The organism is Acidobacteriota bacterium (assembly GCA_003225175.1).
In the GTDB taxonomy this organism is placed as follows: Bacteria; Acidobacteriota; Terriglobia; order Terriglobales; family Acidobacteriaceae; genus Gp1-AA112.
On record QIBA01000040.1, the window covers coordinates 140,831 to 153,529 of the forward strand.

At 52.6% G+C, this 12,699-nt stretch carries 12 protein-coding genes; 11 read left to right on the forward strand and 1 reads right to left on the reverse strand.

All coding sequences use genetic code 11. The features are described from left to right. The first annotated feature begins 12 nt into the window (after positions 1-12). The 7 genes from DMG62_10080 to DMG62_10110 all read left to right on the forward strand — a co-directional run bounded on the left by DMG62_10080 (position 13) and on the right by DMG62_10110 (position 7,985). On the forward strand, positions 13-861 hold the full coding sequence (locus tag DMG62_10080) for a glucose-1-phosphate cytidylyltransferase (GenBank protein ID PYY23172.1): 849 nt from the start codon (positions 13-15) through the stop codon (positions 859-861). Continuing rightward, positions 858-1,511: a PIG-L domain-containing protein gene (locus DMG62_10085; GenBank protein PYY23173.1), complete on the forward strand. Its 654-nt coding sequence runs from the start codon at positions 858-860 to the stop codon at positions 1,509-1,511. The genes DMG62_10080 and DMG62_10085 overlap by 4 nt, the downstream gene beginning before the upstream one ends. Further along, positions 1,508-2,992, forward strand: coding sequence for a lipopolysaccharide biosynthesis protein (locus DMG62_10090; GenBank protein ID PYY23174.1), 1,485 nt, complete (start codon positions 1,508-1,510; stop codon positions 2,990-2,992). Before DMG62_10085 ends, DMG62_10090 begins: the two co-directional genes overlap by 4 nt. Before the next feature lie 89 nt (positions 2,993-3,081). Further along, the gene (locus DMG62_10095; GenBank protein ID PYY23175.1) at positions 3,082-4,479 is read left to right on the forward strand and encodes a hypothetical protein; all 1,398 of its coding nucleotides are present in this window, start codon (positions 3,082-3,084) and stop codon (positions 4,477-4,479) included. 244 nt (positions 4,480-4,723) lie between these two features. Continuing rightward, complete coding sequence (locus DMG62_10100) at positions 4,724-6,130, forward strand: UDP-glucose 6-dehydrogenase (protein PYY23176.1); 1,407 nt, start codon at positions 4,724-4,726, stop codon at positions 6,128-6,130. A gap of 41 nt (positions 6,131-6,171) precedes the next feature. Next, the gene (locus DMG62_10105) at positions 6,172-6,987 is read left to right on the forward strand and encodes a hypothetical protein (GenBank protein PYY23177.1); all 816 of its coding nucleotides are present in this window, start codon (positions 6,172-6,174) and stop codon (positions 6,985-6,987) included. A 686-nt stretch (positions 6,988-7,673) separates the two neighbouring features. After that, a complete protein-coding gene (locus tag DMG62_10110) occupies positions 7,674-7,985 on the forward strand; it encodes a hypothetical protein (protein PYY23178.1) in 312 nt (103 codons plus the stop codon). Here the strand turns inward: DMG62_10110 and DMG62_10115 are convergent. Next, positions 7,982-9,244, reverse strand: a complete 1,263-nt coding sequence (locus tag DMG62_10115) for an L-2-hydroxyglutarate oxidase (GenBank protein ID PYY23179.1) — start codon at positions 9,242-9,244, stop codon at positions 7,982-7,984. The two genes, DMG62_10110 and DMG62_10115, sit on opposite strands and share 4 nt — an antisense overlap. A gap of 405 nt (positions 9,245-9,649) precedes the next feature. On the opposite strand from DMG62_10115, the gene DMG62_10120 reads away from it, so the two are divergent. From DMG62_10120 to DMG62_10135, 4 genes are all read left to right on the forward strand, one after another. Then, positions 9,650-10,381, forward strand: a complete 732-nt coding sequence (locus DMG62_10120) for a hypothetical protein (GenBank protein ID PYY23180.1) — start codon at positions 9,650-9,652, stop codon at positions 10,379-10,381. Between the two features lie 198 nt (positions 10,382-10,579). Further along, positions 10,580-11,551 (forward strand): hypothetical protein, encoded by a 972-nt coding sequence (locus DMG62_10125; GenBank protein PYY23181.1) that lies wholly within the window; start codon positions 10,580-10,582, stop codon positions 11,549-11,551. Between the two features lie 169 nt (positions 11,552-11,720). Continuing rightward, positions 11,721-12,131: a hypothetical protein gene (locus DMG62_10130; GenBank protein ID PYY23182.1), complete on the forward strand. Its 411-nt coding sequence runs from the start codon at positions 11,721-11,723 to the stop codon at positions 12,129-12,131. Between the two features lie 75 nt (positions 12,132-12,206). Then, a partial coding sequence (locus tag DMG62_10135; protein ID PYY23183.1) for a hypothetical protein occupies positions 12,207-12,699 on the forward strand: 493 nt, incomplete at its 3' end.

Genomic DNA, 12,699 nt, shown 5'->3' on the forward strand with positions numbered 1-12,699 from the left:
TGAGAGGAAAAAATGAAAGTAGTTCTTTTTTGCGGTGGCCTGGGACTGCGGATCAGAGACAGCGAGCACCTGCCGAAGCCGATGGTGAACATTGGGTATCGTCCCATCATTTGGCACGTGATGAAGTACTACGCCCACTACGGCCATAAGGACTTTATCCTTTGCCTTGGTTATCGTGGCGACGTTATCAAGGACTATTTCCTGAAGTACAACGAATGCCTTTCGAACGACTTCATGTTGTCCTCCGGTGGTCGCGATCTAACGATGGTGACGACGGACATTCACGACTGGACAATCACGTTCGCAGATACAGGCAGCCACTCCAATATTGGCCAGAGGCTGCTCGCCGCAAGAAAGTATCTCGGCAATGATGAAGTGTTTCTTGCGAACTATGCCGACGGACTTTCCAATCTGAACCTCAATCATCAGCTGGAAGACTTCAATAATAGCGATGCGATCGGCAGCTTTCTGTGCGTCAAGCCAAACTTGAGCTACCACTTCATCTCAGTTGGGCAAGACAGCAAAGTGACCGGCATTGATGCCATCCGCACCACGAATGTGCTGGTTAATGGCGGCTTCTTCATTTTCCATAAAGAGATTTTCAACTACATCAGAGATGGCGAAGAACTAGTCGAGGAACCATTCGGCCGTTTGATTGGAGATCGCAAGCTGATTGGGTATCGCGACGCATCATTCTGGTACTGCATGGATACGTTCAAGGACAAGCAGGTGCTGGAAGACATGCATGCTCATGGCGACGCTCCTTGGGAAATCTGGAAGCGGACAGCGAGCAGCAATGGGCATTCTTCCGGCATGGCAAAGATCTCAATGTCCGAGGCTGCCGCGGTCGCGAGGCAATGATCAAGTTGCAGTTCGGGAATGGAGATCACCCTCTCCGTCAAATTCTCTGTCTGGGAGCCCACTCCGACGATATTGAAATTGGCTGTGGCGGAACCGTATTGCAGATTCTCGCCCGCAATCCAGAACTCGATGTTGTTTGGGTTGTGTTCAGCTCCAGCCCAGAGCGGGAACGAGAAGCACGCAACAGCGCTGCCATGTTCCTCCGGAAGGCCGGGAAAACAGAGATCATCGTCAAAAACTTCCGCGATGGCTACTTCCCATTTGACGGATCGCTGATCAAGCAGTTTTTTGAACAACTAAAGCAGCGGCTGCACCCCGATTTGGTCTTTACGCACAACAAGAACGATGCGCATCAGGATCATCGGACTCTAGCAGAGTTGACTTGGAACACGTTTCGGAACCACGCAATTTGTGAGTATGAGATTCCCAAGTACGACGGTGACCTGGGACAACCTAATCTGTTTGTACCCCTGGCGGACGAGTCATTTCGGGAGAAGGTTCGATTTCTCATGAGTGCGTTTCAGTCGCAGCGCAGCAAAAGATGGTTCGAGGAAGAAACCTTTCTGGCACTGATGCGTTTGCGCGGAATGGAGTGCAACGCCGATTCCGGCTATGCAGAAGCCTTTTACACGCGAAAGCTTGTGTTGTGAATCAAATGGAAGATCTAAGAGAGAGAACAGTTCGGGGCGGACTGGCCAAGGTTGTGGCACAGGGCGTGAGCTTCTTCGTTCGTGTGGGTTCATTGATGATTCTGGCACGTCTACTTGATCCGAAAGATTTTGGACTCGTTGGTATGGTCACCGCCGTAGTTGGAGTCTTGAATCTCTTTCGTGACTTCGGTTTGTCTACTGCCAGCGTGCAGCGCGTGCATATTTCGGAGGAGCAGGTCTCCACACTGTTCTGGATCAATATGTTGGTGGGAGCCTTGTTGGCATCAGTTGCGGCAGGAATGGCTCCTTTCATTTCGCACTTTTATCGCGAGCCTGCTTTGATGTGGGTAACAGTGATATTGTCTGCAAGTTTTCTATTCAACGCGGCGGGTGTGCAGCACCAGGCTCTCCTACAAAGAGACATGAGATTTACGACGCTCTCGATCGTCGACATTTTATCCATCTCCGTGAGCAGCACTATTGGAATCCTGATGGCCTTAAAGGGCTTCGCCTACTGGTCTCTGGTGGCTTCGACGATTGCTGCTCCACTGATCAGTAGTTTGTCTTATTGGATTGCTTCCGGGTGGCGGCCCGGCAGGATGTACAAAAATGTTGGAATCCGCTCGATGATCCGATTCGGAGGAACCCTCACACTCAATCAGCTGGTCGTATATGTTGCCTATAATTTGGAGAAGGTTTTGCTTGGACGCTACTGGGGCGCGTCCGTTATTGGAATTTATGGGCGAGCATATCAGCTTGCAAATATCCCGACTGAAAATCTCAATTCTGCCGTAGGTGGAGTAGTCTTTTCGGCGCTATCTCGTCTACAAGAGGATACTAAGCGATTCAGGAGTTACTTTCTTAAGGGCTACTCTTTAGTGTTAGTGCTCACCATCCCTATCACCCTGGTCTGCTGCCTGTTCGCAAAAGAGTTGATCTCCGTTTTGCTAGGGCCGAAATGGCAGGAAGCCGTGCCCATTTTTCGACTACTGGCGCCGACCATCATGATTTATGCTCTGATAAATCCTTTGTCGTGGGTCCTGTTCTCACTGGGATTAGTGGGACGAAGTCTTAGGGTCGGCCTTGTTCTCGCTCCTCTCGTAATCGCCGGGTATCTCATTGGACTCCCCTACGGTCCTCGCGCGGTGGCGTTAGCTTACTCTTCAGTAATGCTCCTTTGGGTTATTCCTCACATTGCTTGGTGCGTGCACGGCACCATCATTTCGCTCCGCGATATTCTGATCGCCGTCAGCAAACCGCTTGCTTCGGCTTTGGTCGCAGGAGGAGTAGCAATGGGATGCATTGAACTCTTCGGAGAATTCCTGACGCCGCTGGGTCGATTGCTCCTCGGAACTTCAGTACTCTTGTCAGGCTATGTGGCCATGCTCTTTTATGTGATGAAACAAAAAGCCTTTTACCTCGATATCGTAAGGACCATGAGACGACGAGCAACTGTGGAGAAGGGCTTAGTTCCGGCATAGTCAGTTCTCAGTATTCATTTCGCGACCAATGTTTCAATTCAGGTATAGACGTCTTGTCCACTAGTTTTTATCAGGCCCCGCCGCGGCAAATGCCGACTTCGCTTGAACTTAGTTGTTGTGAGGAACATGAGGAAGGCCATCCCGATTCGAGTGCTCAAGCGATTCTCGAGCACTACCGCTGTCCCAGTGAATTGCTGCAGATTGCGCTCAGAGGCGAGCTTTCTCGTGGCTCTGGATTCTTTCGCTTCGGGAATGCCGTTTGTTATGGCAGATCCAGCTCAGGAACGCGCCGCCGCAGCCCCAATGCTTCTCTGTATAACGTAGAGCGCGACGTGCAATGGACAGATCAAGGCATTGCGCTTCCGTTTAACCCTACGGAACTTATCCAGAATCTGCGTCTGGAGCGCTATCCAGGGAGTGAACTGAGCCGGTCGATCAATCTCCTGAGGCGAGCCTATTATTTCTTCCGTCCTCCCATTCAATCACTGCGACGACAAATTCAAAGATTCTATGCTCGCAGTCGTCAGCACAGTTCCTTCCCGAACTGGCCCGTTGATTCCTCGGTCGAAGAGATCAATGAGGCAGTTCTCCTCGCCGTTTTAAAACGTTCCGGTTCAGAAACGATTCCATTTGTCTGGTTTTGGCCGCGGGGCGCCAGTGCTTGCGCTGTAATGACTCACGATGTAGAAGCGCAAACAGGCCGAGACCTCTGCAAAAATCTTATGGATTTGGATGATGAGTTCGGAATCAAAGCGTCATTCCAAATCGTCCCCGAGGAACGCTACCAGGTATCCAGCGCGTTCTTGGACTCCATCCGAAGGCGTGGTTTTGAAATCGCCGTTCAGGATCTGAACCATGACGGACGGCTTTTTGACAAAGAAGAAGAGTTTGCGCGTCGTGCAGCTCTGATCAATCGCTATGCCAGACAGTACAGTGCCCACGGATTCCGCGCTGCCGTACTGTACAGAAGGCCCCAGTGGTATCACTTTTTGGACCTGCAGTTCGACATGTCAATCCCCAACTCCGCGCGTTTGGACCCGCAGCCCGGCGGATGCTGCACAGTCATGCCGTACTTCATCGGAGAAATGCTCGAGTTGCCCGTAACTACGATTCAGGATTACATGCTCCTGCACATTCTCAAAGAGCACTCGATTGATCTGTGGAAGACGCAAACCGAACTGATTCTGAAAAAGCACGGCCTCATCAGCTTCATCGTTCATCCGGATTACATCACACAAACGGCGGGGGAACCTCTCTATCGCAGTTTGCTGCATTACTTAGTGAGTTTGCAGCAGACAGAGCGGATTTGGTTTGCTTTACCCTCTGAGGTGAACCGCTGGTGGAGGAAGCGGAGTCAATTGTCAGTCGTAAGGCACGGTGCTTCCTGGGTAATCCAAGGTAAAGGCGCCGAGGAAGCACAATTGGCGTTCGCCAGCAATGTGAAGGGGCACCTCGAATACGAGTTCGCCGACACTTCAAAAAACTAGGTTTCGTAAACCCCAAAATGGCCGGATCGCAGCGGCCGTCACTTTGATCGATAAGAGCCGGGTGCCAGCGCAAATCGAATTGCCATCAGTGAAAACTTTTGCATTCCGAGTTCTCGCTCGAAAACCTAACTCCCTGAAAATAAAAGATAAATGTGGCTGAACAAATGCCACTGGTCTTGCAAGTGCCTCCTGAGTAGACCTTGAACTGGACGAATACTATGTCAGGGTTGGAGACTCACCAAAAATGAAGATTGCAGTAATCGGATCTGGATACGTAGGACTCGTTGCCGCAGCATGCTTTGCTGAAGTTGGTCATACGGTCATTTGCGTAGATAACGATCACAAGAAACTGGCCGCTCTCCGGCGTGGCGAGACGCCGATCCATGAGTTGTATCTTCCAGAGTTGTTGCAAAAGCACCGCGGCCATCGATTGACGTACTCGGATTCAATCCGCGAGGCTGTCCAGGCGAGTTCCGTTATTTTCATCGCTGTGGGCACTCCTCCTCTGGAAAATGGCGAGGCTGACCTTTCCTATGTTGAGGGGGTTGCCAGAGAAATCGCTCTGTCGCTATCCGAGTACAAGGTGATCGTGGAAAAGAGCACTGTTCCCGTCTATACGAGCGATTGGATTCGACGGGTGATAACGCTCAGCTGCGCTTCAGGTAACCAGTTCGACGTTGTCTCAAATCCGGAATTCTTGCGCGAAGGAACAGCAGTAAGTGATTTCCTCTATCCCGATCGTATTGTGATTGGAGCGGACAACGCGCGTGCGCGGGAGCTTCTAACCGAAACATATGCGCCACTGACTGAGGGAACCTACTATTTGAAGCCTGATCGAATTCCCGAGCCTTCAGGAAGTTCGGTTCCCGCAAAGTTGATTCTGACAAGCGCGAAGAGCGCCGAGTTGATAAAGCATGCCTCCAACGCTTTCCTTGCGATGAAGATCTCGTTCATCAACGCAGTTTCAAATATATGTGAGGCAGTCGGCGCTGACATCGAAGAAGTTCGCTCCGGGATCGGCGCTGATAGCAGAATTGGGAGCACCTTCCTCAAGGCGGGAATCGGGTACGGCGGGTCGTGCTTCCCGAAGGATGTAGCAGCTTTTCGAAGCGTGGCTCAACAATCAGGATGTTCGTTCCCATTGCTGGACGACGTCATCGAGATCAATGCCGAGCAGCGGATGCGATTCATCCGCAAGATACGTTCGGCATTATGGACGCTCAAGGGCAAACGGCTTGCTGTGCTCGGCCTTGCTTTCAAAGGCGGAACTGATGACATACGTGAGTCGCCGGCAATCGACATCGTCAATCATCTCGTGGCTGAGCAGTGCTCAGTGGTGGCATATGACCCAGCCGCCATGCCACGCGCGCGAGAGGTGTTGAACGAACGAGTCAATTTCGCTTCAGGGCCATACGAAGCAGCGGAATCGGCGGATGCATTGCTTATTCTCACAGATTGGGAAGAGTTCGCGGCTCTGGATCTTGAGAGGATACGTCAACTGCTCCGTTATCCTATCGTCATCGACGGTCGTAACATGTATTTGTGTGAGGAGATGAGGAGTAGCGGATTGTTGTACCTTAGTGTGGGGCGGCAAGTCGTTGAACCGAACGCGCTGGCATCGAAGCCAAGATTCCAGGAAGCTACTATATAGGGTTCAACAGTTCGCTACCAAGAGATCAGAACCATTTTTGCGTGAGTCGCCTCCACCCAGCACACTTCATCCTCGGAATCGGCCAGCAGATGTTCTGGGCCATCCTTGCGCTTGCCATTGCTCTCTCTGCCGTTGAGTTACGCTGTGAAGCACTACAGTTGCCGGCCGCACCTGGCGAGCCCATTTGTACTGCTGAAGGCGCAGAAAAAACAGCCATTACTGTCTGCACGCTCAATGTACAAGCTGGCATTCCATACTCCGGCAAGATCGCCGAATACCGAGCATGCCCAGGAGAGAAGCCGCGATTTTCTGCTTTCTGGGAAACCGCCGGAGAAACTTCCAACCTAAGAGAGGATGATGTTTCTTCCGGCGTCCTCATCGGAACGCACACCTGGAAGAATCCGGGAGAGTATCAAATAAGAATTGAGTCAGAGTCTGTCAGCTCAAGATCCGATCTCATTCCGAATCGCGGCCAAGATCGCAGCCCAAAATGCGCGACGAGAGGAAGTTCAGGTTTCGGGCATGTACACGTATTTGCTCCACTCCCACCGATCTCGATGTTCATCAGTGCAAGAAATCTCCAAGCGGGACGTACTTATCTCAATGCTGGGGCTGTAGCCCTACGGCAGCCTGCTCCGCCATCGGGAACACTGCTGACTCTTGAGACGGACCAACCCGGCAAAATCGATGTTGAGACATCGTTCGGGCGCACCGGGCTCGGGCGAAGGACAACCTATTTGTGGATTAAGCCGGGAAGCAACACTCGATCATTCGATCTAATTGTGGCACCGGGCTTACCAGAAGGACAACCTATTTGTGGATTAAGCCGGGAAGCAACACTCGATCATTCGATCTAATTGTGGCACCGGGCTTACCAGAGGAATTCGAAGCACAGATAAAATCCGACTGTGCTGGCGCGGTCGTCTCAAAGAGTGAGTGCGATGCGGCTTATAAAGGAATCAGCACAGCGAAGTCGTTTGCGGTCAAAACACGTGAGAATTCGGGGAAATAGAGTATTAGATAACTAGTAAATACAAGCGAGTGCAGAGGTTAGCTACAGGTTAACCCCCAAAAGGGGTGGATTTCACTCTCTGCGCAAACGTTTGCACATTCTGTCTCAACATTCCTGTCGCAAGTGTCCCTTTGACCTCGAAAAAAGCCGCGAGAATCGTTCTAAACACTTGTAACTAGGCTGTCTTGAGTGCACAAAGGTACCTGTCCGATTGGCCAGGGGCGTGCTGTACCAAAGTGCATGAAGCTGCGGATCAGCCGGCGTGGTTTAGAAGTAGCTGCTATTACTCTTCTTTCCGTGTTAATCGCCAAGGCACAAGTGGTGCCCCAGGCAACGCAGCCTCGCAGTCGCCCAGGGCAACTTATCGCGTCGCGAATATCTCCAGCTCCTCTTGGGTCTGGTTCCAATTTGGAATCCGGTCCTGCCGATTCAGCAGCCGTTTTGTCCAGCTCAGCAGTATTGCCTCTTACGCCACAGCCCCTCATAAAAGTTACGAGGACAAGTTCGGAGGCCGGTCCAAGCGCGCGCGAAATGCACGTTTGGAAAGGACTTCTTGTGGCTGAACATTCGGCTGCGCTCTTTGACGCCTGGACGACGCGCCAGTCACTCCAAAGCGGGAACGGCTACGAACGCAACCCTCTCTTAAAGCCGTTTGCTGACTCGGCTGCCATTTATCCGATGCTGCAGATCGCTCCTATAGGACTCGACTTTCTCAGCCATCGAATGCTGCACAGCCAAAATCGCTTCATCCGAAAAACCTGGTGGGTGCCCCAGCTCGCATCAACGGGCGCCTCGCTCTGGTGCGGCGTTCGAAATCTACGCGTTGCCAACTTCCAGCGCTAATTGCCGACGGGCCGATTTATCTCTGGAAAACCGCGTGACCGACGCGCACCGTTCCAACCAAAATCCTGTGTGGCAGCGTCCACGATGTGCCGGCCGATCGCGAGGGAAGCGGTCGCAGCCGGAGAGGGCACGTTGCAAACATGCAATGCGCGCCCCAGAGTAATAAAGCGGAAATCATCCACAAGATTTCCATTCCGGTCCACTGCCTGAGCCCGCACACCTGAACTTCCGTTTACAAGGTCCTCCTCCTGGACGTCTGGAACCAGGGCCTGTAGCGCCCTGACGAACGCGGCTTTGCTGAGCGAGCGGTACATTTCCCCTGCGCCGGCCTTCCAGTACCGGGCTGCCATCCGCCAAAACCCCGAATAGCTCAATTCATCCGCGAGGTCTGCGCCATTGAAGTCGCTCTTGCGGTAACCTTCCCGTTTGAAGGCAAGCACCGCATTGGGACCTGCTTCGACTTCGCCGGTGATCCGCCTGGTGAAGTGTACTCCCAAAAAGGGAAAGCGGGGGTCGGGGACAGGGTAAATGAGGGTCCGAACAAGTGATGTGCGGCTCGGGCTTAATTCATAGTATTCGCCGCGAAAGGGAATGATTCTCACAGGCAACTGCGCTCCCATGAGACGGGCGACTCGATCACTGTGAAGTCCCGCGCAATTAATTAGGAAGCGGGAGTGGTATTCGCCCGAAGTTGTTTCAAGGATGAACTCGTCGTTTCTCGTCAGGATCCTGCGAACTTCCGATTGTGTGCGAATCTCCGCACCGCTCGCTGTCGCCAACCCTGCGTATTTCTGAGCTACAAGCTTGAACTGAGTGATTCCAGTTCCCGGTACCAGGACAGCAGCCACGCCGGTTGCATGAGGTTCAAATTCGCGGAGCTCCTGCGGGCTTAACAGACGTATCCCAGGCACTCCATTGGCTTCGGCCCGGAGCCGCAATTCTTCAAGCGCAGGCCGCTGTTCTTCGCTTGTCGCGACGATGACCTTTCCACAAATTTCGTGAGGAATTCCATGCTGACGGCAGAATCGGATCATCTCGGCCGCGCCCTGCACGCAATAACGCGCCTTAAGCGACCCAGGACGGTAATAGACGCCTGAGTGGATCACACCGCTGTTGTGACCAGTTTGGTGCGAGGCTATCGAAGATTCCTTGTCGATCACGAGCACCCGAAATTCCGGGTAGCGCTCCAGCAAGTGACGGGCGGATGCCAACCCCACGATGCCTGCTCCAACAACGGTTATGTCAAAACTAGAGCTCAACGATGCCTCTATTCCTCTAGCTGTGCCCACTTGCAACACAGTCTCAGAAGAGATTAGCGGATGTCATGCTGCTGTCGTTCACAAACTGAAAGAATTCTGGAAATGTCAGGATGAGGACCCTTAAACCACAACGATAAGAACCGTCTCTGGGATCGCAGTTTGCGACGTTTTTGGCGAGCTCCTTCCGTGAATCATTGTTCGCTCTGGCCCGAAGAGGTTCACGTCTATAGAATTCCCTTCTACTCTTCTGCAAGTTGTTGCAGATCTCTTCCCACAGGAAATTCCTACATCTAATGAGACTGATTGAAGATAAACGTTTATTCCGGATGGCGAGGCTCGGTTTGGAACTCGGATTGCTCCCATGCAGTGCAAGCCAGAACTGTAGGACCACTGCGGATTGCGTGAATGGCAGCTGTGTGGCGGAGACTCTTGGTCGTGGTTGCTCGTGAAAGGGAAGAAATAATGAAGTTAAGAGTGTTGTTTGGAACCATCGGTGTGCTTACCACGCTCTGCATGACGCCATGTTCTTTAGCGGATACCTTTAAGAGCTTTACATTCAACGTAAGCGGATGTAGTGGGGGATGTGCAACACCTGCGGGCACTGTCAACCTGAACGAGACGGCTTCGGGAGTGAACGTGATCGTTGCTCTGACTCCAAATCAGGATTTCTCAATCGAAACGGGCGGCCATTTTAGTTTTACGTTCAACTTGGACAAATCGAGCATCACCGCGGTTCCTATCTCTGACTTTCTGGTTGACGCTTTAGGAAACTCGACCGCCTTGGGAACGACTGACTTTGCGTTCGTGAATACCACTTCTGGCTCCTTTACGAACTCTCCGTTCACAGGTTTCGATTATGCGATACAGTGTGCCCTCTGTGCTCCGAATTTGAAGGGTGTCCAGGCGAATTCCTTTTCTTTCACGCTTGCTGGCGTCAACATCGCGGACTTTGTTGCGGCGGACCCATATAACGGAAATACGATCTACTTCTCTGCCGATGTCCGGGATCTTGCTACAGGCAATACCGGAGCCGTCGGTGCACAGGTTCCAGAACCGTCATCCGCGATGCTTCTTGGGACCGGCCTTAGTGGCCTCGGTTTATGGCTCCGTCGGCGTTCGATAAGAGCTAAACCCTGAATTGAGTTTTTCATCGCGCGATCAATTCGGCGCATCGATCCACTCGATGCGCCGAATTCCTTTTTTGGGGATTTCTTCGGCCCGACGTTCGCACCGTTTGACACGCTAAAAACTTCGAGTGCTGTAACCTCGGCCGTAACCGTCTAGTTACCTTCGTAATCCCTGTCCCGCACTGCTACGGAAGTAGCATTAACCCACATGGATTCGCGCCGCGAGGAACGTGAGAGTTCTCGGCATCAGGTCTCCATCTGGACACTCGATTCCGAAGGGAAGATCTTCGTCCAGGAAGGGGAGACGCACGATGTCTCAGAACTTGGTGCGCGCCTTTCCGGACTGCACCGGCGCATTGAACCCGGCGCGCTCATCGGTGTTCAAAACGGCAGTCGCCGTGGACGATTCAAGGTCATCTGGACGGAACCTGATGGCCAACGAGCGCACCAGATCGGAATTGAACGCGTTGCAACTGATAACGATGGTCCCGCACGCGTGCTATTGGTTGACGACAGTCGCGAATCGGTTGAGTCCCGCAAGCCGATGTTGCAGGCTCTGGGATACGAGTGCACCGTAGCCACATCGACTTCTTCCGTCTTCGACCGCATCCAAAACTGCGATTTCCACCTCGTCGTACTTTCCCATCCGATGCGGGATGTCGACTCGATCGAACTTCTCGTCGGCATCCGTAGAAGCGGGAGTAGGGCAAAGATTGTGCTGGTATCTGCCCATCCACACGTACACGAGTCTCTGCGTTCTGTAACCGATTCCTTTGTCTACGCGCGCGAACCGCAGAGTACCTTCATCGCTGCACTGGAGCGCGCGCTGGATCGGACCCCCTCGAAGCTGCTTACGACAAGAACGATTCACCGGCACGCTGTAAGGGTCGCTCTGGCTGTTGAGGTGCTCCGCTCCGGGGTTAAGACTATTCTCTATGGAACTTCTGCGGACATCAGTGAGCGTGGCGTTGGCGGCACAATCAAAGCGCCACTCATTCCAGGGGAGATGGTGAAGGTAGCGTACTCTCTGCCGAACTCAACGACCGAAATCCAGGCCTACTCGATCGTACGTCATCGAAGAAGCGAATTTTACGGATTTGAATTCGTATCGATCGACGATAAAAGCCTGGAAACGATCCGGGCTCTTTGCGCGGTTCTTCCTCCATTGCGAAATTCATAATTCAGGGTCAAGACCCTTTTGGAAAGCTGACTCTTCGTGGGCGTCTGCTGTTTGGATATCTTCCAAAGCATTCATTGCGCACAGGTAACCGGATTTGGAAGCCCAAGCGTTACTTTTGTCCTGTTGAGAGTTGCCTTTTGTTGTGGTTAACTCATAATCAGCAAAGTTCGTGGAATTATTTCTCAATCTGGCCTGGCTCCTGCTGGGCGGTGTAAGCGCGCTGTCGTGGATGTGTGTGCGCCGCCGCTCCGATTCCAAATGGCTGCCGGGCTCTTACAGAGGTTTGCTGATCCTCGGCTGTATCCTGTTTGTTCTGTTTCCCGTCATTTCTATCAGTGATGATGTCGCTCAGACACCCGCTCTCGCGGAAGATGGCGCTCGGAAACAGGTTCTGACGATTTCAAAGGCGACCGAGTCAAGCCATCCCACTCCTGCGGTCGCCGAATTGAAAGTGTTTGTTCCTAGTTGGGGCTTCGCCTTCTGGCGAGAATCGGAGAACGGACAGGAGTCCTTTGGAATGGCTTCTTCCGTCGATCCGAATATCGAAAATAGGCCCCCTCCGCAGTACGTCTGCGTCTAGAGATCGACCAGAAAATCCTCAGCTAAGAACGATGAACGGCATGCGCTAATTCGCCGTCACTGAAGGCTTTACTTTATGTCCAGTACTGCCACGATTCCCACCGTAGAGGTGGAAGACCATCACTACTTAACTGCAGAGGGCGGTAAGCCACGCGCCACATGGCGCACCTTAATAATCCTCCTGCTCTTGGCATTGCCGCTGCGTGTGTATTGGATGGCACAAAAAACCCCCGTCATCACGGTGGAAGGGTCTGAATACGTTCGAATGGCCGATAGTCTCATCCACGGAAAGGGGCTTATCGGCAACTTCGAAGGCCCTGAAACGATGTACACGCCTCTGTTCTCAGTCCTTACGGCCGGAATGTCCATGCTGACCGGAAAATCAGAGCTGGCTGCGCATCTCGTATCTCTGCTGTTCGGAACCGCTCTGATCATTCCAGTCTTCTTCATAGCGAACAAAATGTACGGGCCACGAGTGGCGGTGATTGCAGGATTGCTCGTCGACTTCCACCCAGTACTGGTCAAGTTGGCGGCCTCAATCTACAACGAAAATGTTTACCTGCCGCTTT

What these genes read in the sequence shown, in the direction of transcription:
- DMG62_10110 (PYY23178.1), top strand. Translation starts at nt 7,674, where the DNA reads ATGCACGTTTGGAAAGGACTTCTTGTGGCTGAACATTCGGCTGCGCTC.
- DMG62_10095 (PYY23175.1), top strand. Translation starts at nt 3,082, where the DNA reads ATGCCGACTTCGCTTGAACTTAGTTGTTGTGAGGAACATGAGGAAGGC.
- DMG62_10120 (PYY23180.1), top strand. Translation starts at nt 9,650, where the DNA reads ATGGCAGCTGTGTGGCGGAGACTCTTGGTCGTGGTTGCTCGTGAAAGG.
- DMG62_10080 (PYY23172.1), top strand. Translation starts at nt 13, where the DNA reads ATGAAAGTAGTTCTTTTTTGCGGTGGCCTGGGACTGCGGATCAGAGAC.
- DMG62_10125 (PYY23181.1), top strand. Translation starts at nt 10,580, where the DNA reads ATGGATTCGCGCCGCGAGGAACGTGAGAGTTCTCGGCATCAGGTCTCC.
- DMG62_10085 (PYY23173.1), top strand. Translation starts at nt 858, where the DNA reads ATGATCAAGTTGCAGTTCGGGAATGGAGATCACCCTCTCCGTCAAATT.
- DMG62_10100 (PYY23176.1), top strand. Translation starts at nt 4,724, where the DNA reads ATGAAGATTGCAGTAATCGGATCTGGATACGTAGGACTCGTTGCCGCA.